The organism is Cupriavidus necator N-1, assembly GCF_000219215.1.
Lineage (GTDB): Bacteria > Pseudomonadota > Gammaproteobacteria > Burkholderiales > Burkholderiaceae > Cupriavidus > Cupriavidus necator.
On record NC_015727.1, the window covers coordinates 229,174 to 251,739 of the forward strand.

Here is a 22,566-nt window from a genome sequence, read left to right on the forward strand (position 1 = left end):
TCCCGCTTTACCTTGCACGCCATGAACTTGGCCTTTTATGACAGTCATCCGCTGGCGCAGGGAGCACCGGATCACCTAGTGCCAAATTCAACACACCTCGAGGAGCCGGTTCTTACCCGTAATGTTGCAGCGCGGCTTGTTGCCGGATAACGCGGATAGGGGAGTTGCAAGATAGAGCGGACGTCCGCAACGCGCACGCTGCGGCGGCTCGGTGAGCAAGCGGTGCAGGTACGCATATGGCTCGACGTCACGGGCGCTGCGTGTGAGCATCACCCCTGCAAGGAGCCATGCCTGGTGACTATGGAAGCCCTTCCATAAGAGAAAGAGCTGGTTGGATACCAGTCCCGGTTTTCCGGGCTGACATCGCGATATTGTTTCAGCGTGTGCGCCGGTCGCCGGCGCTACGGTAGTCACCCGACCGGGTGTCTACCGTTACGGCACGTCCGTCAGGCAGTCATGCGGATCGTGCTCGTTGCGTCTTCCCGGCCGATGGCAATCGGCCGTGGTGCGGTCAGGAGAGTTCGCGAATGAAGGCTTCGGCCCGGGGCCATTCGCCATAGCCTGAAGCGGGATTCAGATGCCCGACTTCGCCGAGTTCGACGAAGCGACTGCCCCACGCCTGCGCCAGGTCGCGGGCGCGATCGAGACGCGTCAGCGGATCGTTGCTGCTTGCCGCAACGATGCTCGGAAACGGCAATGGCCCGCGCGGGATCGGCAGCCAGCCGTGGTCGCTCAGTGTGTCGGTTGTGGGGTAGCCTAGCGGCATGGGCGTCTCGAGGTCCGCCGGTGCTGCAAGCAGTGCCCCGAGGATCTCGCGGGTGGCGCCCCGAGCCGCCCAATGGGCGACCATCATCGCGCCAGCGCTGTGCGCCACGATGATCACTGGCCCCTCGATGGTGGCCAGGGCGCGATCGATCGCGTCGACGCGGGCCGCGCAACTCAGCTTGTCTTGCTCAAGCGGGGCGACGCTAACGACGCGAGGCAGCTTCGCCGCCAGCAGGGTCTGCCAGTGTTCCGGCACATGGTCACGCAGGCCAGGGACGATGAGGACGGTCGGTGCCGTAGCGGTCATATCGGTCTTTCAATAAGGTGCGTCACCGATGATGGCGGTGCGCTCCATCTTTCGGTGGCACGGGGGGTAATCCATCACTGCGTAGTGCTGGGTCGAACGGTTGTCCCAGAACGCAACACTGTTTTTCTTCCAGCGAAAACGCACCTGGTATTCGGGGATGGTGGCCTGGCTGACCAGGTAGCTAAGCAAATTGGCGGCACCCGGCGCCTTGTCGATGCCGAAGCGCACGTTGGCCGGCACGTTGTAATTGGTGAAGTGCGTCGTAAAGCTTCCGTTGACGAACAGGATCTTCTCTCCGGTTTCAGGATGGGTGCGCACAACCGGGTGCTCGGCATCCGGGAACTGAGCCTTCAGTGCAAGACGCTTTTCGATCGGCATGGCGGCACCGAAGCTCGCCTCGATGCCGTGGCGCGCGCGTAATGCGGCGATCTTCGTCTTGATCTCCTCGGGCAACTGGTTATAGGCCTCGACCATGTTGACCCACATCGTGTCGCCGCCCACGGGCGGGCACTCGATACAGCGCAGCACGCAGCCTAGCGGTGGCTTTTCGCGCCAGGTGGCATCGGTATGCCAGGAATTCTCGTTACGATCGGGAGGACTGTCCGGGGTTTTGTAGATCTGAACCAGTCCCGGGTAATCGGGATGGCTGCCCACCACCGGATGGTCCTCCAACTCGCCAAAGCGGCGTGCAAAGGCCACGTGCTGCGCGCGCGTGATGTCCTGGTCGCGGAAGAACAGCACGCGATGCTTCAGGAGCAGGGCACGGATTTCCGCCATCTGTTGGTCGTCTTCGGCAGCCGCACCGAGGTTGACGTTGCTGAGCTCCGCACCGATCGTGCAAGTGACTTGCTCGACCTGGATCGAATTGCCCAGAGAGGTTGCGCGGACCACTGCGGGTGCCGCTTTGAGGCGCTGAATCATGAACCCTGTCTCCTATTGTCGATTAGGCCGATCGATCATTGAGAGTTTGGGCGTCGCGAGTTTCTCCCGCTTGTCAATACGTGACAGGCATTTATCATTCTATGTCAGTTGCCCGATGTGACTGGCACCCTCGCGGATCGCGACGCGGTGCAGACCTCCCTGCCGGCTCTGCCGTTCCGAACTGACACGCCGAGCAGAATGCTCGGGGGGGGGGCGGCTGCTCAGACAGAGGGCGTGCTGCCGCCGGTCCAGTCCTGGACCTTGTACCCAAACTCGTGCCTGAACCAGCGCGAGAGCGAGAATGAACTGGGGCCGCTGAAACCAAGGAGCAACGCAATTTCCGCATGCTTGCGCGACACCTCACTCAGGTATCGCACCACCAGATCCTTGCGTACCTCGTTCAGAAGCTCGTTGTACGACGTGCCCCGAGCCGGCGCCGGATGGTCCGTACATCCACGCCGAGCAGGCCAGCAATACGGGCGAGGGAACATTCCCCCGAGGGCATCAACGCGACAATCATTTGACGCACTTTCTCGTCCGCCGTCTGCCCGCTGCGCGCGCTGACCGACTCGACATACTGCCGTGCATACTGATCCAGGCTGGAATAGGTGGAGAGGGGCGTTTGCAGGTGACTCTGGAAAAATACGATGCCATTGAATGCCGCGCCAAGTTCCACCCGGTGCGAAAAGAGGCTCTGTCGCAGTAAGTGGGTCGAGAAGTGAAGAACCCCTGAGGTGCGGGTCCAGAACGTCCCCATGGGGGTGCCCGTCACCTCGGCGGCCCGCAACCCGCCCGGGTAGAGCACCGTCTGCACCCAGCGGCAGCGCGCCGGGTGCAGGCGTTCACGCTCGGTCGCGACCGGCATCGCCGCGACGGTCTCTTTGACCGCGTCCCACAAGTCGTGACTGAGGTAGCGCGTGATGCGCGGCCGGTTCGGCGCGCGCCGGCGGCGCGCCAGCGCGAGCGGATTGCCGGCCAGATAGCCGGCTTCGGTCAGCCAGGCGAAGAGGGCATTCAGAATGACCAGCGCGTGCCGCACGCTGGCCGGCGACAGGGGCCCGGCAAAGGGGCGCCAGTCGCGGTGGCCGCGGCCGAGCTTCTTGCTGCCGGCGGCGCCGGAGAGCGCCGGCGGCAGCTGCAGGCGTTCGAGCGGGCTGGGCAGCGGGGCCGCCAAGCTTTCCAGGGGGGTGATCGGGAGCTCTGACCGGCGCCGCGCTGCAGGCCGACCTGGCTGAACTGCGCGGGCGCTTCTCCGAGACCCGCGCGCTGTATCGCGAGGTCTGCGGCCTGCTGTTCTTCCGCTATGGCGTCACGCCCACCGCCAACAAGCTCTACAGCCTGGTGCGCAAGGGCAGCAAGCGGCAGGCGCACGCCGCCACCCAGGCCCGGCTGGAAGCGGGGCGGGCAGAAAAGGCGGCGGGCCGCCAGCTGACGGAGCTGCGTACCCAATTCTCGACCGGGCTGGAACGCGCCCGCGAGCACGTGACCATTGCCCAGGAACGGGCCGAGGCCAGCGAGCGGCGGGCACTACGCGGACTGGATGCGGAGCGTACCGCGCGCCAGAAGAGCGAGCGCGCCGCCGAAGAGTTGCGCGGCGAACTGGCAGCGGCACGCCAGGAGGCCCGCGACTCCGCAGTCGCGCAGGCCGAGGTCCGGGCCCGACTCGAAGCCCAGGCGGCGGCGCTCGCGGAGCGGCTCAACGAGCGGCTCGCGGCCGCCGAGGCGGCGCAGCGCCAGGCCGCCGGCGAGCGGGACGCGGCGCAGACGGAACTGGCGGCAGCACAGCGCCGGGCCGAGCGCGCCGAGGCGGAAGCCGTGCTGGCGCGCCAGCTGCTGGCAGAACTGCGCCTGCCGCGCGAGCAGGAACGGCGGCACAAATTCGGCGGCCCGGCATCGACCGATAGCGAAGCACCAGACGAAAAGCCGGCCGACGAGCACGGGGCGCCGACCGGCTCGAACCCGGAAGATGGCAGCGACAGCAGCGACCGCAACGACAACGAAAACGATGACAGCAAAAATTGAGCGGGCGGCGGCGGTCCGCTGGATCCAGGACCGGATGGCCGACTACGACCTGACCATGGAGAAACTGCGGGCGGCAGGGTGCTTTGATCGGCCGCCCCCAACCACCGCCGCTGGCGCCGGTGCCGCCCGCACCCCCGCCAGCGCCGCCAGCGCCGCCGCCGGTGGTCTGTTACCGCAACGCCGCGGGCCGAGCTGGGACGGGGCCGGCGAGATGCCGGACTGGCTGCGGCGGGCGGTCAATGCGGGGCAGAGCGCGGAGTTTTACCGGGTATAAGAGAGAGCGCGCTGGCCACGCGGGGGCGTCGAAGGCCAGCGTGCGGTACAGCAGCGGACTCCAGTTGCTCGCTGCCAGAGATTTTGCCCGGAGTACGGTGAAGCCCGATAGGAAGGAGGCTGCGCCACCGCAACACCGCCAAAGATGTGCATCAAACCTATCTTGGCGATGTATTGTAGCGGCGAGGAAGATTCATCAGATAGCGGCTCTATAATTGTCTATAATTTCCTATAGTTGATAATAGAGCAGAGAAAGCAACATGGAATTCTTCCGGCGCGAGGAGCTTGCAACCAACCTCGCCAAGAAAGTTTTGGAAGTGTCGCCGACATCCGCTTCAAGTTCGGGGCTGTTTTTGGCGGCTCCGCGGCGCACGGGCAAGTCAACGTTCCTGCGAGAGGATCTGCGGCCAGCGCTCGAAAAGGAAGGCGCGCTGGTTCTTTACGTTGATCTGTGGGAAGACCGGAGCGCAGATCCTGGCGAAACCATCGTGCACATGGTGCGCGCAGAGCTGGCGAAGCACGAGGGCGTCATTACCCGACTCGCGCGATCTGCTGGCATGGAGAAGGTCGCCGTGGGGGGACTTTCGTTTTCGCTGGATCGCATCGGTCTTGGCGATGGCATTTCATTGTCGACCGCGCTGGCCGAATTGTCTGACGAGGTGAAGCGCCCGATCGCATTGGTCATCGATGAAGCACAGCAAGCTATCGCGAGCGAAAAGGGCAACGATGCGTTGTTTGCGCTTAAAGCTGCGAGGGACGAGCTCAATAGCAGCCGCCATTTCGGCCTTCGTGTCGTGGCCACAGGTTCTAACCGCGACAAGTTGGCGATGCTGCGTGCCGGTCGCGATCAGGCTTTCATGGGCGCGCCGCTCATTAATTTTCCCACCCTCGGTATGGATTACGTGCAGTGGTTCTGCCATCGGCTGAACCTCGGCGCCCCCCTTGACCCTGCCCGAGTCTACGAACTCTTTAAGCGCGCTTCCTTCCGTCCTGAGCTACTCGGGGCCGCAGCGGATGCGGTACGCTTTGAGTTTGGGTTGCCGCCGGATCAGGTAAGCACGCGCTTCGCCGAGGCCATCGACGAGCAGATCGCAGAGAGCGAGCGCGAGCAATTGCGAGTGGTGCATAATTTGACGCCACCGCAATCGACGGTTCTTCGCGTCATGGCGGTCCGCGGTGAGAAATTTGCGCCATTCGAAGCCGCGACCATTGAGTCGTACAACGCTGTGTTGCAAGCGACATCACCCAATGTCGACGCTAAGATCGACGTATCTGGCGCTCAGCAAGCGCTTGCGGCGCTGCAGGAGAAGGCGCTTGTATGGCGCGCGGCCCGTGGGGTCTATGCGCTCGAGGAGACCGGCCTAGCAACGCTCATGGCCAGCGCCGGGATGCTCGACGATGTCCCTAGATAGCCCTATCGCTTGAGCCCGCGCCCATTCATTCAACGTACGACCGCAGGCGTCGAGTCCATACATGCAGCAAAAGGGCGATTACGCCGAGGACGACAGCTTGCTTCAGATGGGGGTGAGCGTGCTTTGAGCGCAGCATGATGATTCCCTGAGATCCGGACTTTCCAATGCCATCAACCAGAGCCACCCGCGCAGGGGAAGGGATGCCCATTGACCAGGCGGCGAGGCATTGCGGTGTCTCCATTGGAATGCTGTCCAAGCTGGAGAACGGCAAGGGCGTCAATCTCGAGCGCGCCCTGCGTGTGATGGACGGACTAGGCTTGACGATGCTGGTCGTTCCCAAGACTCATGCGCCTTGGCTCGAACAGGCAGCGGCTCATGCGCTCAAGACCGGCGAGTTGGCTGCATGGGAGCAGCCATGACAACGAGATGCGCCGCCCGCGAGCCATCTTGGCTAACCGTTCTTGGCCTCTCACACACGGCACTCGCAAATCCGGTAAATCAACAATTCATGGGCTACGATGTGTCGGACTATTTGGGTGCGGTCGGCTACTTGGGTGCGTCGCGATGAATGCACCCTTGCAACTTGTCGGAGACCATCCGTCGATCGCCGCTCTGCGCGACCTGATCGCACGCGTGGCAGCGAGCCAAGCGCGCACAGTGTTGTTGTATGGAGAAACCGGTACTGGCAAGAGCTTGGTGGCTCGCATGCTGCACCAGCAATCGAGCCGCGCCTGGGCAGAATTCATCGATATCAATTGCGCGGCGATTCCGGCGCAATTGCTTGAATCGGAACTGTTTGGCCACGAACGCGGCGCCTTCACCGGCGCGGTCGGGAAGAAAGAGGGGTTAATCGAGGCCGGAAATGGCGGCACCGTCTTTCTCGACGAGGTGCGCGAGCTGGATCTGGTGATGCAGTCCAAGCTGCTGACACTGCTAGATACCCGGCGCTTCCGTCGCGTTGGCGCGGTCAAGCCCATCAGCGTGGATGTTCGCTTCATCGCCGCCACCAACAAGATCCTGCTTAGCGAGGTCAATGCCGGCAAGTTCCGCGAAGACCTGTACTACCGGCTACAGGTAATCGCGATCAATATTCCGCCCCTGCGAGAGCGCGGCGACGACATCCTGCTGCTCGCGCATAGCGCGCTGCATCGCTACAACCTCCAGTACGGCAGTCGGATGGAGCAGTTGGACCCGGAGGTCGAGCGGATATTCCGCGCGTACCCTTGGCCGGGCAATGTGCGCGAGCTTGAGAATCTGCTCGAGCGGATCTGCCTGCTGGAGCAGGGCGATTGCGTGCTTCCTGTGCATCTGCCCGCACGCATCCTCCGGGCAGTGGGAGTAATGGCGGCGGCGCCGGCAGACCCGGCTGACGCAGCGGCAACCGTTGTCGAAGTCAACGCGTCGCTAGCAACTGCAGCGACGGATGACGGCTTGGATTACTACTCTGCCACGGCCCGCTTTCAGGCAGAACTCATCGAGCAGACCCTGGCCGCCTGCAAAGGCAATGTCGCGCGGGCTGCGCAGCGACTCGGCCTAAGCCGCCACGCTCTGCGGCACCAGATGATCAAGTTGGGACTAGCCTCGAACTGATTCGCGTGAAAATCACGCGCCGTAGTGTGCATCTCACGCGGGCCGCCGCATATACGCGTGCTAGTCACGCGATTCCCAGAGGTGTCGATTGTTAGTCATTGATTTAAAAGGGAAAAAATCAACCCGTTCTCCTGGCACAGCTTCTGCTTAGTATGTGTCGTGTGACTCTCTTTAAGGAAGCGTCACCTAACTGGAGAACGTTGAATGCAGTCGCTGAAGATCATTTGCCCCAATGGCCACCTCGGCTTTGCTCCCTTGCGCACGGGAAGCTTTGAGATCGGAGTGGCCGCCGGGCCGGACTATATCGCGGCCGATTCGGGCAGCGATGACGTGGGCCCAGTGCCGCTGGGCTCGGATACGTCGACCAGCCCCGAGGCGTGGCAGCGCCACGACCTTGAGCACATGCTGCTGGCATCTCGGCGGCTGGGCGTGCCAATGATCATCGGCTCGGCCGGCGATACTGGCACCAACAGCCGGGTCGACCTCTACGTGAACATCATCCGTGAGCTTGCGCAGAAGCACGGGCTGAAGCGCTTTCGCATCGGCTACTTCTACTCCGAGGTGCCCAAGTCGCTGTTGCGTGAAAAGCTCGGCGCGGGCGAGACAATCCGCGGGCTGGACGGCTTTGCCGACCTGACGCTGTCGGAGTTGGACGGCACCGACCGCATCGTGGCAATGGCTGGCGTGCATCCCTATCTCGAACTGCTGGCCCAAGGTGCGGACGTGATCATCGGCGGGCGCAGCTCCGACGCAGCGGTGTTCGCAGCGCCGGCTCTGCACCACGGGTTCGCCGCCGATCATGCCTACTATCTGGGCAAGGTGCTCGAATGCGCCTCGTTCTGCGCCGAGCCCTACGGTGGCAAGGAGACGGTGCTGGGCGAGATCTCACGCGACGCCGTGCGCGTCACCGCGATGCATCCGGAGCAGCGCTGCACCGTCGCGTCGGTGGCCGGGCACGCGATGTATGAACGCTCGAACCCGTTCGAGGAATTCGTCGCGGGCGGCAGACTCGACATGAGCCAATGCCACTACGAACAGGTGGATCCGCGCACCACCCGCATCACCGGCTCCCGCTTTGAGCCCGACGAGGTCATCCGCGTCAAGCTGGAGGGGTCGGGCAAAGTCGGCGAGCGTTATGTGGGGCTGTGCGGCATCCGTGATCCGTACACGATCGCCAACGTGGACCGCGTGATCGCCTGGGCCAAAGATCAGGTGCGCGCGCGCTTCGGCGAGACCGGCTATGAGCTCCACTACAACGTCTATGGGCGCGATGGCGTGATGGGCGAACTGGAGCCGCTGCGCGACCGCCCCGGCCATGAGCTGTGCGTCATGGTGCAGGGGGTGGCGCCCACCCGCGAGATGGCAGAAGAGGTGGCGATGATTGGCCTTCGCCAGATGTTCTATGCGCGCTTGCCGGACGTCAAAGGCACCGCCGGCTCGGTGTCGTTTCCGCTCGACGAGGTACTGCACGCCAGCTCGGCCTATCGTTGGACGCTAAATCACACTGTGGAGGTGCACGATCCGCTAGCGCTGTTTCCCACGCATCTCGTAGAGGCCGGCGTCTGACGCGCCACCGTTCCTTAGGAAGCCCATCATGACCACTGCCAATCCATCCGCACCCAGCCTGGCGCCGACCCAGAAGCTGCACGAGCTGGCCAAGACCATCCGCAGCAAGAACGCCGGGGTCAACAAGATCACCTTCGACGTTATTTTCCGCGAGGCAGCGCAATATGAACGCGTCAAGCGGTCCCGCGTGCTGAGCCGAGAAAGCATGGCCGCGCTGTTCCATGTTCCGGTGGAGCGCATCTCCGACTTCGTCGAATACGATCCGGCCTTCGCGATCAAGTTCACGATGTACCGCAAGCGTCCGAGCGGCAGCGCGGGCGATGGCGACATCTTCGGCGCGCAGCAGTACGCGCCGTTGCTGGAACTCGAGATCCCAGCCTGATACGAGTGCACCTTACCGCGGCCCGCCCCCAAGGGCCGGCCGCGGCCAGATGCCCGGAAGTGCGCACCGTTTCGCATTGCGGCTTCCGCAGTTGCGTCCCGCAGTTTTCCTGCATTACGATGAATTCGGATCCACATATGGACAAGACCTTTCTCAAGCGCATTTGGACCCTGCTGGCACGTAGCCTGCCTGGGACGGTCATCTTGGCGACGCTTGCCGTTGCGCCCTGGCCGGCGGGCGCGGCGCGTGCGCAGAGCGCAACCGCCGTGCCGCCGCTGATGCGGATTGTGGTGCCGTTCTCCGCAGGGGCCAGCAATGATGTGATCGCCCGCGCGATCGCGCCGGCGCTGGCCAAGCGCCTTGGCAACACGGTGATCGTGGAAAACCGTCCCGGCGTGGCCGGCGTGCTCGGTGCGGACTACGTCGCCAAAGCGCCGCGAGACGGCTCAGTGCTGCTGCTGACGTCGTCAACCTTCCTGACCGCGGCTGCGACGCAGGCGCGCTCGCCCTATGATCCGCTGTCCGCGTTTGCTCCGGTGGCGCTAGTGGCTGACGGGCCGCTATTGCTGGCGGTGTCGTCTACGATTGCATCGTCGAAATCGATCCACACGCCGGTAGATCTGATTGCAGCCGCACGCGCGAAGCCAGGGACCATCACCTATGGCTCGGCGGGCGTGGGCTCGCTTGGACAGCTCGCGACCGAGTTGATGTGCGACACAGCGAAGGTGCAGATGATGCATGTGCCGTACAAAGGCGCGGCCAATGCGCTGATCGACCTTGCCGCTGGGCAGATTGACGTGATGATGTCGAACTACAGTTCAATCGCCACGCAGATCAAGGCCGGCAAAGTCAAGCCGCTGGCCGTTACCTCTGTCACGCCGAACCCCGCGTTCCCTGGCCTGCCGCCACTGGCGGCTTCGGTGCCGGGCTATGGCATCGAGATTTGGGTAGGTGTGCTGGCCCCGGCCGGCACGCCGGCTGCGCTGGTACAGCGGCTCAATCGCGAGATCGCCGAGATCGCTGCATCGCATGACGTGCGCGTGGTGCTGGAGCCGGATGGCTCGCATCCGCTGGCAGCGTCGCCTGCCGAATTCGGCGTCCGGATCAGGCAGGATCTTGCGCAGTGGAAACGGATCGCGGCGGACCGCAAGATCGTCGCGGAGTGAGCGGGGGCTACGCGTCCACGCGATAGTTGGTGAAAGGCGTCTAAACGCTTACCGCACCGAACCGCTATTCGACGCTGACTACGAGCGCTTGATGGCATTTTCCGAGTTAATTTGGAAAGGCAAGCGATGAACTGCTGGGGGCGTTGTAACCTGCATCGGTTCGAAAATGCGGGTTGCTTGCAACGCGGACACGCCTTACGTCTTGCTGGGGGAGTGGCAAAAAAGCGGGGGGCAAATCCGTCAGGAACGGCAGCAGCTGCCGGCGGCCAAGCAAGTCTCCGGCCGGTCGAGGTGCGAGTGTCGCTACGCTGTGGTCGCTAGCACGGCGGCCGCGTACCACGATTAGAACTTGTGGCGCAGCCCAAGCATTACGCCGGTTTGATTGCTTCCCGGCGTAATGTTTGTATCAAATCCATTCAACCCGCGCCTCGAACCTTCCTTGTTGCGGGCATACCCAACATTCAGGAACGCGTCCGTGCGCTCCGACAGAACATGGTTGGCAGAGCCCACGAGACTCCACGGATCATGACCAGTACGCTCGTCGTTAAAGTAGTGGTCCGCTGCAGTGAGAATCAGCGCAGGAAGATCGGGGCACAACATACGTTCGGGCCTAATACTTTACCGTTACGAGATGGGCGACAGACTCCAGCACTTCGAGATCGTACTGTACGTGTTCAGTGAGATGAAGCGGGTTGGTTCAGCTGCAGCTCTTTGAACGAAACGAGCTTGCCTGCGATGGCGCTGGCAGCCACAGTAGGAGGGCTCGCCAGCCAGACTTGGCCAGGGCCCGAACGTCCAGGGAAGTTTCGGTTGATTGAGCTCACGGTTACCTGCTCAGGGCTCGTGGATGATCCCGGGCCGCAGTTTGCACATGCGCCGCATGAGGGCTGCAGAATGCGTGCACCTACCGCTTCAAAGGCCTTAAGGTAGCCTTTGTTCTGGCAATAGTCCCGCACGTCGGTCGTGCCGAACTGGAGATAGAGGGTCACGTGTTCGGGGATTCTCAGGCCACGTTCGGCGGCCCATTGGAATACCGCGTGATACTGGTCGAAGTCCTCGCGCTTACCTGCAGTGCAAGAGCCTCCATAGGCGATGTCGACTTTCACAGTCTCATCGAGTGTAGCGAGCGGCAAGCCGTTGCCAGGGTCGCCAGGACGTGCAACCATCGGAGACAGAACGCTGCAATCGACCTCAAGATTTGCGGCGTACTTCGCTCCTTCGTCACTGTGCATCCAGGGCTCGAGTTGGAACTCGACGCCACGCCGTTCCAGGAGGAAGCGAACAGTCTCGGCATCTGGCGCGACGATGCCAGTGAACCCACCCAATTCGGCGCACATGTTGGTAAGCGTTGCCCGTTCGTCCACGCTCATGGCGGAAACTACCGGGCCGGCGAATTCGAAGACCTTCCCAACGCCGGCACCCGCCTTGATTGCGGGCTGGGCCAGCAGTTGGAGAACAACGTCTTTGGCGGTGACGCCTGCCTGCAGCTTGCCACCGAGATGCACGCGGATCGACTCTGGCAGCGTCATGCGCACAGCACCGGTAACGAAGGCGTTGGCCATGTCGGTGGTGCCAACGCCGAAGGCTACGCAACCCAGGGCGCCGCTGTGAGGCGTATGAGAATCCGTGCCAACAACCACTTGACCGGGCAGGGCATACTGCTCGGCCATCATGGCGTGGGAAATGCCGGCGACGTTGTTTCCATCGTCCTTCGATAGCTCTTCATCCGTAAGGGTACGGTGAAACGTGAGCCCATAGGTCTTCACGAAGTCGCGCTGCGCGAATCGCATCTGCACGACGTTCTCGACGAGGCCATTGCGAACGTGAGCGGGGCTTTCTGTCACGTACGAAGTGTGGTCTTCGAAGACGACAATATGGTCAGCATGTTTCAACTTCACTGGCTTGCCGAATGTCGCGTGCAGCATATGAGCGCACATGCCGGTGTAATACTCGTGAATGAATCGCCAGTGGGCCTGAACAAAGATACCGTCGCCAGGCTTGGGGTCGGAAGACGTAACTGGCGTCGCCAGCAAGTTGCGTCGAACAATCTTTTCGAAAAGTGTTTGGGGACGCTGTGCGTCGACCTTCGCGGCCGGCGTGACGTTGGTAAGGTACTGCTGGCCAAACTTGAGCAGGCCGCCATGCTTCAAAATGGAAGCTGCCAGCGCATCTCGACCTCCCACGAGTTCATCAAGTGGAATTGCTTCCCCAGCTTCAAGGCGCGGAACCAGGCTGAAGTCCGTGGACGTGTAAAGGCCAATGTTGTCCGCGTTCTGGCGATAAATCCGTTCGAAGCTTTTCGCGATGACTAGCCGGATGCCGGCGAGTTTTTCGGCCGCCGGGCTGTGTTCACGGGAGGAGCCTTTGCCGTAGCGATTGCCGGCGACGGTGATGTAGAACTTACCTTGCCGAACGGAATCGGGCTTAAACGGCAGCGTCGCACCGACCTTATATCCAGTGTACGGATACCGTCCTAGTGCGTCGTCGTAGTGGGTGAGAATGGGCACCGGCGTAATTTCGTCGGTGGAAACATCATTTCGAAGCGGCTCACAGTCGGCGGGAGTCAGTCTCTCCCCTTGCAGTTGCTTTTCCATTGCCGCCGTCGAGTGGACCAGATACAAGACGCGGCCATTCGGCTCGAGGACGTTCATGGGGATCTCCTGTGGGATTTCATTGGACTTTAAGTCGGTCTGTTCCCTAAGACCAAGCGCTGATGTAGCATTCCCGGTATCGCGGCAGAAGATATCGGGAAAACCCTAGCCGTGCACGGCTGTCCGACACTGCACTTGCGCTCACAAACAATGCACCGCATAGACCCTGTCAGTATTCAACTTTTCCTTTCCGTCGCGCGAGAAGGTTCCATCAAGCGTGCGGCGGAGCTCGAGCACATCGCCCAGTCGGCCCTGAGCCGACGAATTGCGGAACTGGAGCGCAACTTGGGGGTCGGGCTGTTTATCCGTTCCACCACCGGCGTGGCGCTTACAGACGCAGGGGAGCGTGCGCTGGAGTTGGGTAGGAAGCTCAATGCGGACATCGTTGCCTTCACTCGTGAGGTGCAGGACCTTGGGGACAAGGTCGCAGGCGTCGTAAGACTGTCTGCAAGTCCTTCGGCTATTATCGGTTTTCTTCCTGAGCGCTTGCATGGGTTCAAGCAGGCGCATCCGCTCGTCGAAATTGCGCTGTTTGAACGATCGACGTCCGAGTCGATTCGCGCCTGTTTGGACGATGTCGTAGATGTGGGCATTGGCGTCGCAGCTAACGCTCCGCCTGGTTTAGAGTCGTGGCCTTTCGCCATTGATCCGCTCAACGTTGTAGTGCCGGTGAATCACTCGCTGGCAAAACGCAAGCGACTTCGGTATGCGGAGATTCTCGACCATCCTTTGGTAGTCGTGCAGCCTGGAGGTGCATTGGCGCAGGAACTCCGTGAACAGGCAACAAATCTTCGGGTGCCGTTTAACCAAAGCGTTGCTGTTTCCAGCTTTGAAGCCGGCTGTCGAATGGTGGAGGCCGGATTGGGCATAGCCGTGCTGCCAAATAGCGCCAGTGCGGCATATGCCGGCTCGGACAGATTCGTCAGAATACCGCTGCAAGAAACGTGGAGTAACCGCCGCTTACTTATCTACGCCCCCTATAAGAATCCGCGGCTCCGCGCGGTGTCAGCGTTGGTTGAGGCGCTGAAACAGCAAGGGTAACAGTGGATATGCTCGGGTGCGATAGCGGGTCTACCGCATTAGCACTCTGCTACGGCAGACTACCGCACTAAACTCCGTCCAATAGGTCATCGCGGACACGCGGTGCCACACAGTAGACGGAGACATAAATGCCCATCTCGCTTCTGAAGCAAGTGCGCAATGCATTTGTTGTGGTGACATCGTGTGCGCTCGTTACAGGGATCTTTTCTCCTGTAACTGCGCAAACACCCATCCGCTTGATTGTTCCTACACAGGCTGGTTCACAAGCAGATGCTGTTGCCCGCGCTATGAGCCAGTCACTGTCCAAGAATTTGGGTCACTCCGTTGTGATCGAGAATTTGCCTGGAGCTGGAGGCGTGCCGGGGACGCAGCAACTTGTTCGTGCGCCGAAAGACGGCTCGACGCTAGGATTGATCTCCTCGAACCACGTCATCAATCCGTTCATATACAAGAACGTGCCGTATGACGCGTTGAAGGACATAACTCCTATCACCGTCATCGGCACGTTGCCGCTGGTCCTTGTTGTGAATCCGTCGGTACGCGCGAACAACACAAAGGAACTCATTGCAGTGCTGAAGTCCAACCCGGGCGAATACAACTATGGCTCGTCGGGTAACGGGACGGTTCTGCACCTTGCTGGGCAACTGTTCGCGAGCGAGGCAAAGGTCAATGTCAGCCACGTCCCGTACAAGGGGGCGGGCAACTATACGACTGATTTGGTCGGTGGTCAGGTTCAGTTCGGCTTCTTGACTCTTCAGACCGTCCTGCCTCTAGTTAAGAGCGGCAAGCTGAAGGCCATTGCAGTGTCGACGGCGCGGCGCGTGCCTGGCTTGCCCGACGTGCCGACGCTCGCAGAATCTGGACTGCCTCAGTACAACTTTGACGCCTGGCTTGCGATTGTGGGCCCGGCCGGCATGCAACCCCAAAACGTTACACAGTTGCAGTCGAAGATTAAGACGACTCTGCAAGAAAAGGACGTCCAGGAACAACTTGCGCAGCAGGGCGTGATCATCTCGACGTCGAGCGCTGAGGGTGCTCCCTCGTTCTTCAAGGCGGAATTGGATAAGCACGCCAAAATCGTGAAGCAGGCAGGTGCGACCCTTAACTGATTGACTATTCATTGGCGGGCGACGTCCGGATGTTGCTGAGTTCACACATGATTCCCTCCACCAGCGACTTGGCGAATAACAACCTGAGTCTTGTGCAGGGATTTTGCTCGCCGTTCATGAGCTATGGCGGACGTCGAGCCTGAGGCCGAATTGCGCGAGGCGATCAAGACCTGGTGCCGCGAGGACAGCGATGTACTGACGCAGAGCATCCACATCCAACTCGATCCACGGATTCATCGGTTTCAGTATAAAACGGCAATATGCAATTTCATACTGAAACCCATTAAAGGTGCCCATGCGCCGGCGCGAACCTCTTGCACGCCCGACACGCACGCGGGGAAGTTGGGGAATCAGCGGCCTTCCTTCTTATGAGCGGCCCCAACCGATGCGGTGCCGCGCCTGCGTGGCCTCGTGCCGGGCATCCTCCTCGCTGTGCAGGTAGCCGCTGGTCGTTGAGATCGACGCCCAAAATTGTCCCTGACATAGCGCAGGTCGACCTGATTGTCGGTCATGTGCGAGCCGGCGGTGTGGCGCAGCCAGTGAGCCGAGGCGCTCGCCAGGACATCGGCCTGCGCCGCCTACTCGGGCCCACGCGCCCGCAGCCGCGCGGCCGCCAGGCCGAACACCTCCTTCAGGATCAAGTGCAGCGCGCCGCGTGACAGGCCTTTTTCGTCGTGCTGCCGGTCCTTGCGGCCAATCACCGGCAGCAGCAGCGGGCGCGTCTCGCCGGGTCGCGGGGTGGGCGCCAGCCCGTGGGCGCGGCGATAGCGTGCCAGTTCGGCGACCAGTTCGTCGGTGGCCGGCACCAGCCCGGTCTTGTCGCCCTTGCCGGTCACCTCCAGCCACCAGCGCTCGACGCCCTGGGCATCACGCCGGCAAAAGAACGCCCCCATCGCCGTGCCGGTGACTTCCGCCGCGCGCAATCCGCCCAGATAGAGCACGCTCAACAGCCAGCGGCAGCGCGCCGCATGCAGCCGCTCGCGCGCGGTGGCGGTGTCGGTCATACGCGGCATCGCTGCGACGGCGTCTTTGACGGGGTCCCACAACTCATGATTCAGGTAGCGCGTGATGCGTGGCTGCGTCGGCGCGCGCCGCCGGCGCGCCAGCGCGAGCGGATTGCCGGCCAGGTAGCCGGCTTCGGTAAGCCAGGCGAACAGGGCGTTCAGGATCACCAGCGCGTGGCGCACGCTGGCCGGCGACAGGGGCCCGGCAAACGGCCGCCAGTCGAAGTGGCCGCGCGCAAGCTTCTTGCTGCTGGCGAGCACCCAGCGCGCCGCGGGCTGCGGGTCGACGAGGAAGCGTTCATAAATGAGCAGATCTTCGTGCGTCAACGACGACAACGGCTTGCCCAGTTGCAGCACGGCACACAGCAGTAGCTGTTGCAGATCGCCAATTCGGCTAACGGTGGCCGCTATATTCGCTAACGATCACATGATCTAACCTACTTATTCGTAAGTGATTTATATTCCATTGTGACTTCTACCACTGTTATTCCCAGGCAACGAATTTTTGGACATCGCGTTCACTAAGTCCGCCAACGTGGGTCGCTTGTCCAGTAATTCGCCTAATGTAGGTAAGACACTTACCCCTGAGCTTGCGATGAGGGTTGCAACGAAGCGCAAACTGGCAATTGCGAGGGTCTTACGTCCGCTTGGGATGGCTGCTCTTACGCGTAAGCAAGCGGAGAGCGATTGGCAGAAGGCCGGCGTTTGGAGCGATTGCACGAGCTACTGCTGGCGAAGTTACGCGAGGTCGGCGAGCTCGATTTCTCCCGAGCAGCCGTCGATTCATCGTCGGTGCGAGCCGTTGGGGCGGGCGAAAAACTGGTCCGAACCCCACGGATCGCTCGCGACCAGGTTCCAAGCATCACATCCTCGTCGATGCAATGCGTCCCCATCACGTACTCATGCGTGGCTTCAACTTTCGTTGTCTTCGCATTCGCTTCGAACGTCGAGCCGACATTCACGAAGCGTTCCTCAAACTCGGCTGCTCTCTCGTCTGCTGGAACATCTTCAGGCGCGCTGAGCCGTCTTTTTGAAACAGTCTCTAAGTCGATAGGTTGCCGTCCAGGGTGGCGGTGATATGGTGTAGCCAGGCGGGCAGCGCTGTTCCTGGGTGTACAGCGTGCTTGGCTCTTGAGGGTTGACCGGGAAAAAGAAAAAAGTCCGCCACATCTCCGCTAGCCGCCTGATTGGATTAGAAGATCGGTCGTTGCATCTATCGGCTGTGCGGCTGCAGATCCAGCAGGTAGCCCACCGAGCGGTTTATGTGCCCGTTTTGCCAACGGCGCTTCCAGTAGACGTGCGGTCCGACGATCCGACTGCGTTTTGGCTACTTCATCGTGTCAGCTGGAATCGGTCACCTACCGATGGAGTAGTGGCAAGCGCGTTTCGATTTCTACTGGCGTCCCTGCAATCCTCTAGTAGCCCCCAGCAATCGTCAGCGGCGATTGCTTACCAAGGCAGAACGGAAGCCTACCGCCTTGCTGCGGCCCACGGTGCAGCAGCGCCGACAATCGAACACCGGCTCGCTAGAATTGGCTTCGTGGGACGAGGTTCGCGATTATCCTGCATCGACCGCTACGCCTCATTTTCCCCACCTTGTTTTCGTCCCCCTCGGATAGCAATTCCGCCATGTCGTCAGTTGGCCGCCAGCACGGGCCAGCGGCCCTGAAGCACCGGCTATTCTGCAGATACGCAGGTGAAGCTGGTCTCTGCATTGGGATCACCAGTTCCGTTGTACTTGGGATACTGGGGATACTTGCAAAGAGGGCGTTGCATGCCCGTTCCAGGCTCTACGCTCCGGGTAGCCACGATCTTTCGGCTCGACGGCTTTGCGCCTTTTTCTATCCACTCAAACATTGGGCTTACGAGATCAACCATGTCCGGCCCATTCCCACCATTTGGTGTGGCAGCACAATGATCGTTGCCGGGAAGAACAAAGTATTCGACAAACCGGTCCGCAGCAGGCTGTCCTCCTGCCGAAGCAACGACCTTATTGTAGTACTCCGTCGTGTTATTCAATGTGATCAGCCAATCCGTAGTTCCATGAAACAGAATCAGCTTGCCACCGCGGGCGCTGAACTTACTGAGATCCGGATTCACTGCATCGATGAGGTTAGCTAGATAGTCAAGCCGAGTTGTGTACTGTTGCGGGTCCACATTAAGCGGGTCGACCGACGGATCCTGAGCAACAAAGTACCTCATGTAGTCGCTCCCCAGGATCTGGTAGGTCGTCCCCCCCAAAGCCTGCCATGAAGAGTCATCTGCCGTTTCGCCGCCAACATGCGGGAATGCGGCCCAGGTGTAGCGCCCACCTGCGACGCTTGTTGGCTCATATAGGGCTTTCGCCGATTCCAACTGCGCGTCCGTCAGACAGGAATCCGATTCCGCACCGGTGCACCGCAGGGCCGTTAGGTCGACGTTGCATGATGCGGGCCTGCTGATGATGTTGTCCTTCAGGCCATCCAGCTCGTCGCACTGAGCCTGCGAGAACTTGGCGATTGTTCGCACCTTGCCGACGCTGAGACCAGCCCCAGGCTTGGCCATTTGCTTGAGGATCTTTTGATACCAGAGGAACTGGCCTGTGTATGCGTTCGCAGGGGCTCTCGCGATGATGCCATCGAAAAGGTCGGGATGGCGTTGCGCTTGAATTAGGGCTTGTCGACCACCACCGGAGCATCCCTCATAAACGAATTTGGAGTTGCTGATGGAATCACCATAGCGCTTGCGTAGAATTGCCTTGGCGGATGCGAGCACCTTCGGTACAGCGCCATCCGCATAGTCTTGCAACAGTTGAGGGTCAAGCGCGAATGAACCCTGCGGATGTTTCTCCCCATCGTGCCCATGATTTGTTGCGATGGTGGCGTAGCCGCTTTCCGCAACGCCCGGGCTATACGCGCTCTGATATATGGCACCGTCGAAACCGCCTCCGCCCATGAAGAGAACACGATGGTTCCAGGTCGTTGGCATTCTCACTTCGAATGCGAGTTCCTTAGGCATCTCACCGCGAATTACGCAGGACTCTGGCACATTACCCCTGGCGGGCGCGAGCGTTGCCCGTGTAATCCTGGCCCCTTCAAACTCCTGATTCAATAGCTCGTTGCAAGCTGCCTCAGCCGTCTTCGGCGGTGAGTCACCACCACCACAGGAAGCGAGCAACACAGCAGTTGCAGTCAGGATCAGGGTTGAACGAGTGAGCGTCCTTGGGTTTATGGCCTGCCGGCTCTTTTGTGATCGATCTAGAAGGCCAGCGAACGTGTTACGAGCGAAGGTCATGATGTCTCCTTGAACATGGTTTTTTTGGTGCAGCCGGGCTGATCAGAACCGGAACGGCCCTTTGTGGACATCGTCGCTCCTCCTGCATACCAGCCTTGGTCCGGCTGACTGTCGCCATAGACTGCCGAATCTAGCGGCTCACTACACCCCAGAATGTCTCGCACGTGACATTGCCGAACGCTAACGTCCCGGCTCGCGCCCCTGGAATGTCAGCTACTGCTAACACCTGTTCGGCCCACGGGTTCTGACCGCGGTCGCGATGGTGCAAACCGGCGAAAGCGGCTTGCCCTGATCCGGTGGCATAATTGGCTCACCGTTATCGATGTGTTCGCACTTTCCTGGCGCGAGCAGAGCGACGAGTAGCCAATCCTCGGGTTTTCGCTTGTGGGGGCTTACCCGAGTCTGTGCAATGAACCCCGAGTCCGCCGCTGTCCATCAATTTCGGTAATGGCCTCGCGGCTCTTCGCGAGTTCTCGCAGGCGATACTTCTGGATCTTGCCAGTGCCCGTCTTTGGCAGCGGGCCATATACGACCCTGACCGGGCATTTGTAATGGGCCAACCGATCACGACAGAAGTCAATGATTTCCTTTTCTGTGGGTGCGTCGACTCCGGGCTTCAGTTCGATGAAGGCACAGGGCGACTCCCCCCACTTCGGATGAGGCTGGGCGACAACGGCGGCAATCAATACCGCGGGGTGTCGATGCAAGACATCTTCAACCTCCACCGATGAGATGTTTTCCCCTCCCGATATGATCACGTCCTTGGATCGGTCCGTGATCTGTATATATCCATCGGGATGCATGACCGCGACGTCACCAGTGTGAAACCAGCCGCCACTAAATGCGGCTACGGTCGCCTGGGGGTTCTTCAGGTAACCCTTCATCACGATATTGCCGCGTAGCAGCAGCTCGCCTTGCGTCTTGCCATCGCAAGGTACCGGTTCCATGGTGTCGGGATCGGCAACGCGCAGCCCTTCCAGGGCGGCGGCCCGATTGCCCTGGCGCGACATCAGTCGGGCTTTTTCTTCGATAGGCTTGTCATCCCAGGCCGGATCGCGATACGAGCTGACCGGCGTTCCAGAGGCCTCCGTGATGCCGTAGACATGCTCCACATCGAAGCCCATTTCCATCACGGCCTTCAAGACACTTGCGGGCGGCGGCGATCCGGCCGTGCGTACCCTGACCGCATGTGAAAACAGGCGACGCTCGGATTCCGATGCCGTCGCAAGAGATGCCAGGACAATGGGCGCGGCACAGAAGTGGTTCACTTTATGCGCGTCGATGGCGTGGAAGATGTTTTCCGCAGTGACCTTGCGTAAGCAGACGTGCGTGCCCGCCGCAGCAGTAATGGCCCACGCGAAGCACCAGCCATTTGCGTGGAACATGGGAAGCGTCCAGAGATACCGCGGCGCACGCGGCATGCCCCAGTCGGTCAGCTGAAGCATGCTCATCAGGTATGCGCCTCGATGACTCGGCACCACACCCTTGGGATCCGAAGTCGTGCCGGATGTGTAGTTGAGTGCGATCGCATCCCACTCGTCATCGGGCCAGATGCCGCCGAAGTCGACATCGCCTTCGCTGAGAAGCTGCTCATAGTCGAGCGCTCCCAGTCGGGTCCCTGTCGGGCCTTCAGTGTCGAGAATGTCGACCACCAAGGGTGGATTGTCCAAGCCCTGCAGAGCGGTTGCAGCGAGCGCGGCAAATTCGCTATCTACCAACAGGATTCTGGCTTCGCCATGGGCCAGGATGAATCTCACGCCCTCCGCGTCCAGCCGGCAGTTGATGGCGTTGAGCACCGCACCGCTCAGCGGGACACCATGATGGGCCTCGACCATGGCGGGAGTGTTTGGCGCCAGAATGGAAACCGTATCGCCACCCCGGACGCCGCGCTTCACGAGCGCGCTGGCAAGGCGGCGGCAACGGTCTCGAGTCGTCCGCCAGGATTGACGAAGGCCTCCATGGACGATCGCCGTGCGTTCAGGATACTGCTCGGCGCACCGATCAAGAAACTGCAAAGGCGTCAACGGCACATGGTTGGCCGCGTTGCGCTCAAGTCGTGTCTGGTAAATGTTGGCGTTCATCTTTTGTCTCCTGCCTGACGTGCCGCAGCTGGTTCATCAGCTATCGCTAGTTGTGGAAATAAAAATGTAGCGACTGGCCACGGTCGAGAATGTCTCGCACGAGACAATGCCCCGATTTCCCAATTGCGTATCGCTTCCCAGGGGTGAATGTCTCGCACATGACAGTGCGCCTCCTGTCTTGCTCCTACTCTCTTCCCTGAGTCCGTCAGATGTCTACGACATGTCGAGAGAGCAAGCATGAACAGAGTTGCACCCCCACCCGCAGAACTCCAGTCTGTCCGCGAGGCTGTTGAATGGGCGATCGTCACCCGCCGCAGCGTCAGAGCCTTTCGTCCGCAGCCCGTCGACGTGGAAACCGTCCACAAGATCCTCGATGTCGCCCGGTTTGCCGCCACGGGCGTGAATATCCAGCCGTGGCAAGTGCATGTCGTGACCGGGCAGGCACGAGACCGCATTTGCGCGGCAATCAAGCAGGTCGACGATGACCCCGCACAGTCCGGCGCCCATTCTGACGAGTGGGCGTACTACCCGGACAAGTGGGTGGCACCGTATCTGGATCGGCGCCGTGAAGTTGGGTGGAGGCTTTATGGCCTGCTCGGCATCGAGAAGGGAAATAAGGCGCGCATGCATGCCCAGCATGGTCGGAACTATCAGTTCTTCGACGCACCCGTTGGCCTGTTCTTCACCGTCGACCGGCTCATGAATGAAGGCAGCCTGATCGACTACGGGATGTTCCTTCAGAACCTCATGGTCGTGGCACGCACATATGGTCTCAGTACCTGCCCGCAGGCTGCCTTCATGAAGTACCACGCCATTATTCGCCGGGAGCTTTCATTGGGGGCAGAGGAGAAGTTCCTGGTCGGTATGAGCCTGGGGTACGCCGACGACGAGCGTGTGGAAAACCAACTGGTGTCGGACCGTGCGCCCGCATCCAGCTTCACCGTCGTCCACACATAAACAGGCATGAAGCCTTACTGACAAAGCAACCCATCCATCACCGCAT

Annotated in this window: 16 protein-coding genes and 3 pseudogenes; 12 read left to right on the forward strand and 7 right to left on the reverse strand. The window is 61.0% G+C overall.

Features of this window, described 5'->3' with window-relative positions:
• Window positions 1-511: 511 nt before the first annotated feature.
• The 3 genes from CNE_RS31260 to CNE_RS43160 all read right to left on the reverse strand — a co-directional run bounded on the left by CNE_RS31260 (window position 512) and on the right by CNE_RS43160 (window position 3,167).
• Window positions 512-1,072: an RBBP9/YdeN family alpha/beta hydrolase gene (locus tag CNE_RS31260; RefSeq protein ID WP_013958715.1), complete on the reverse strand. Its 561-nt coding sequence runs from the start codon at window positions 1,070-1,072 to the stop codon at window positions 512-514.
• A gap of 9 nt (window positions 1,073-1,081) precedes the next feature.
• A complete protein-coding gene (locus CNE_RS31265) occupies window positions 1,082-1,993 on the reverse strand; it encodes a TauD/TfdA dioxygenase family protein (RefSeq protein ID WP_013958716.1) in 912 nt (303 codons plus the stop codon).
• A 400-nt stretch (window positions 1,994-2,393) separates the two neighbouring features.
• Entirely contained in the window at window positions 2,394-3,167 is a 774-nt protein-coding gene (locus CNE_RS43160) for a hypothetical protein (RefSeq protein ID WP_013958718.1), read from the reverse strand.
• A gap of 53 nt (window positions 3,168-3,220) precedes the next feature.
• Between CNE_RS43160 and CNE_RS31275 the strand changes: the two genes are divergently transcribed.
• The 8 genes and pseudogenes from CNE_RS31275 (at window position 3,221) to CNE_RS31310 (ending at window position 10,404) form a co-directional block, all read left to right on the forward strand.
• Window positions 3,221-4,015, forward strand: a complete 795-nt coding sequence (locus CNE_RS31275) for a hypothetical protein (RefSeq protein WP_041228983.1) — start codon at window positions 3,221-3,223, stop codon at window positions 4,013-4,015.
• Window positions 3,999-4,289 (forward strand): annotated as a pseudogene (locus tag CNE_RS31280) (H-NS histone family protein). Before CNE_RS31275 ends, CNE_RS31280 begins: the two are co-directional and overlap by 17 nt.
• Window positions 4,290-4,548: 259 nt before the next feature.
• Window positions 4,549-5,700, forward strand: coding sequence for a P-loop NTPase family protein (locus tag CNE_RS31285; RefSeq protein WP_013958721.1), 1,152 nt, complete (start codon window positions 4,549-4,551; stop codon window positions 5,698-5,700).
• Window positions 5,701-5,900: 200 nt separating this feature from the next.
• A complete protein-coding gene (locus tag CNE_RS31290; protein WP_013958722.1) occupies window positions 5,901-6,119 on the forward strand; it encodes a helix-turn-helix domain-containing protein in 219 nt (72 codons plus the stop codon).
• Between the two features lie 145 nt (window positions 6,120-6,264).
• A complete protein-coding gene (locus tag CNE_RS31295) occupies window positions 6,265-7,290 on the forward strand; it encodes a sigma-54 interaction domain-containing protein (RefSeq protein ID WP_013958723.1) in 1,026 nt (341 codons plus the stop codon).
• A gap of 204 nt (window positions 7,291-7,494) precedes the next feature.
• Window positions 7,495-8,856 carry an acyclic terpene utilization AtuA family protein gene (locus tag CNE_RS31300; RefSeq protein WP_013958724.1) on the forward strand — a complete coding sequence of 454 codons (1,362 nt, stop codon included), beginning with the start codon at window positions 7,495-7,497 and terminating at the stop codon, window positions 8,854-8,856.
• Window positions 8,857-8,884: 28 nt separating this feature from the next.
• On the forward strand, window positions 8,885-9,238 hold the full coding sequence (locus CNE_RS31305) for a DUF4387 domain-containing protein (RefSeq protein ID WP_013958725.1): 354 nt from the start codon (window positions 8,885-8,887) through the stop codon (window positions 9,236-9,238).
• Between the two features lie 137 nt (window positions 9,239-9,375).
• The gene (locus CNE_RS31310) at window positions 9,376-10,404 is read left to right on the forward strand and encodes a tripartite tricarboxylate transporter substrate-binding protein (protein ID WP_049800698.1); all 1,029 of its coding nucleotides are present in this window, start codon (window positions 9,376-9,378) and stop codon (window positions 10,402-10,404) included.
• Between the two features lie 674 nt (window positions 10,405-11,078).
• Here CNE_RS31310 and CNE_RS31320 read toward each other — a convergent pair.
• Complete coding sequence (locus tag CNE_RS31320) at window positions 11,079-13,055, reverse strand: aconitase family protein (protein WP_013958727.1); 1,977 nt, start codon at window positions 13,053-13,055, stop codon at window positions 11,079-11,081.
• A gap of 150 nt (window positions 13,056-13,205) precedes the next feature.
• Between CNE_RS31320 and CNE_RS31325 the strand changes: the two genes are divergently transcribed.
• A complete protein-coding gene (locus tag CNE_RS31325) occupies window positions 13,206-14,096 on the forward strand; it encodes a LysR family transcriptional regulator (protein ID WP_041228985.1) in 891 nt (296 codons plus the stop codon).
• A 128-nt stretch (window positions 14,097-14,224) separates the two neighbouring features.
• On the forward strand, window positions 14,225-15,205 hold the full coding sequence (locus CNE_RS31330; RefSeq protein ID WP_013958729.1) for a tripartite tricarboxylate transporter substrate binding protein: 981 nt from the start codon (window positions 14,225-14,227) through the stop codon (window positions 15,203-15,205).
• Window positions 15,206-15,571: 366 nt separating this feature from the next.
• Here the strand turns inward: CNE_RS31330 and CNE_RS31340 are convergent.
• A pseudogene (locus tag CNE_RS31340) lies at window positions 15,572-16,593 on the reverse strand (tyrosine-type recombinase/integrase); the annotation flags it as partial.
• A 301-nt stretch (window positions 16,594-16,894) separates the two neighbouring features.
• Between CNE_RS31340 and CNE_RS39710 the strand changes: the two are divergent.
• Window positions 16,895-17,243: pseudogene (locus CNE_RS39710) on the forward strand (hypothetical protein); the annotation flags it as partial.
• 643 nt (window positions 17,244-17,886) lie between these two features.
• Here CNE_RS39710 and CNE_RS31345 read toward each other — a convergent pair.
• The gene (locus tag CNE_RS31345) at window positions 17,887-19,482 is read right to left on the reverse strand and encodes a tannase/feruloyl esterase family alpha/beta hydrolase (RefSeq protein ID WP_013958732.1); all 1,596 of its coding nucleotides are present in this window, start codon (window positions 19,480-19,482) and stop codon (window positions 17,887-17,889) included.
• 392 nt (window positions 19,483-19,874) lie between these two features.
• A complete protein-coding gene (locus tag CNE_RS31350; protein WP_013958733.1) occupies window positions 19,875-21,563 on the reverse strand; it encodes an AMP-binding protein in 1,689 nt (562 codons plus the stop codon).
• Between the two features lie 237 nt (window positions 21,564-21,800).
• On the opposite strand from CNE_RS31350, the gene CNE_RS31355 reads away from it, so the two are divergent.
• Complete coding sequence (locus CNE_RS31355) at window positions 21,801-22,520, forward strand: nitroreductase (protein ID WP_013958734.1); 720 nt, start codon at window positions 21,801-21,803, stop codon at window positions 22,518-22,520.
• Window positions 22,521-22,566 lie beyond the last annotated feature (46 nt).

Bases quoted from the DNA above. Each gene is read 5' to 3' on its own strand.
- CNE_RS31285 (WP_013958721.1), top strand. From the start codon at position 4,549: ATGGAATTCTTCCGGCGCGAGGAGCTTGCAACCAACCTCGCCAAGAAA.
- CNE_RS31290 (WP_013958722.1), top strand. From the start codon at position 5,901: ATGCCCATTGACCAGGCGGCGAGGCATTGCGGTGTCTCCATTGGAATG.
- CNE_RS31260 (WP_013958715.1), bottom strand. From the start codon at position 1,072: ATGACCGCTACGGCACCGACCGTCCTCATCGTCCCTGGCCTGCGTGAC.
- CNE_RS31320 (WP_013958727.1), bottom strand. From the start codon at position 13,055: ATGAACGTCCTCGAGCCGAATGGCCGCGTCTTGTATCTGGTCCACTCG.
- CNE_RS31295 (WP_013958723.1), top strand. From the start codon at position 6,265: ATGAATGCACCCTTGCAACTTGTCGGAGACCATCCGTCGATCGCCGCT.
- CNE_RS31310 (WP_049800698.1), top strand. From the start codon at position 9,376: ATGGACAAGACCTTTCTCAAGCGCATTTGGACCCTGCTGGCACGTAGC.
- CNE_RS31300 (WP_013958724.1), top strand. From the start codon at position 7,495: ATGCAGTCGCTGAAGATCATTTGCCCCAATGGCCACCTCGGCTTTGCT.
- CNE_RS31330 (WP_013958729.1), top strand. From the start codon at position 14,225: ATGCCCATCTCGCTTCTGAAGCAAGTGCGCAATGCATTTGTTGTGGTG.
- CNE_RS31355 (WP_013958734.1), top strand. From the start codon at position 21,801: ATGAACAGAGTTGCACCCCCACCCGCAGAACTCCAGTCTGTCCGCGAG.
- CNE_RS31345 (WP_013958732.1), bottom strand. From the start codon at position 19,482: ATGACCTTCGCTCGTAACACGTTCGCTGGCCTTCTAGATCGATCACAA.
- CNE_RS31265 (WP_013958716.1), bottom strand. From the start codon at position 1,993: ATGATTCAGCGCCTCAAAGCGGCACCCGCAGTGGTCCGCGCAACCTCT.
- CNE_RS31325 (WP_041228985.1), top strand. From the start codon at position 13,206: ATGCACCGCATAGACCCTGTCAGTATTCAACTTTTCCTTTCCGTCGCG.
- CNE_RS31350 (WP_013958733.1), bottom strand. From the start codon at position 21,563: ATGAACGCCAACATTTACCAGACACGACTTGAGCGCAACGCGGCCAAC.
- CNE_RS31305 (WP_013958725.1), top strand. From the start codon at position 8,885: ATGACCACTGCCAATCCATCCGCACCCAGCCTGGCGCCGACCCAGAAG.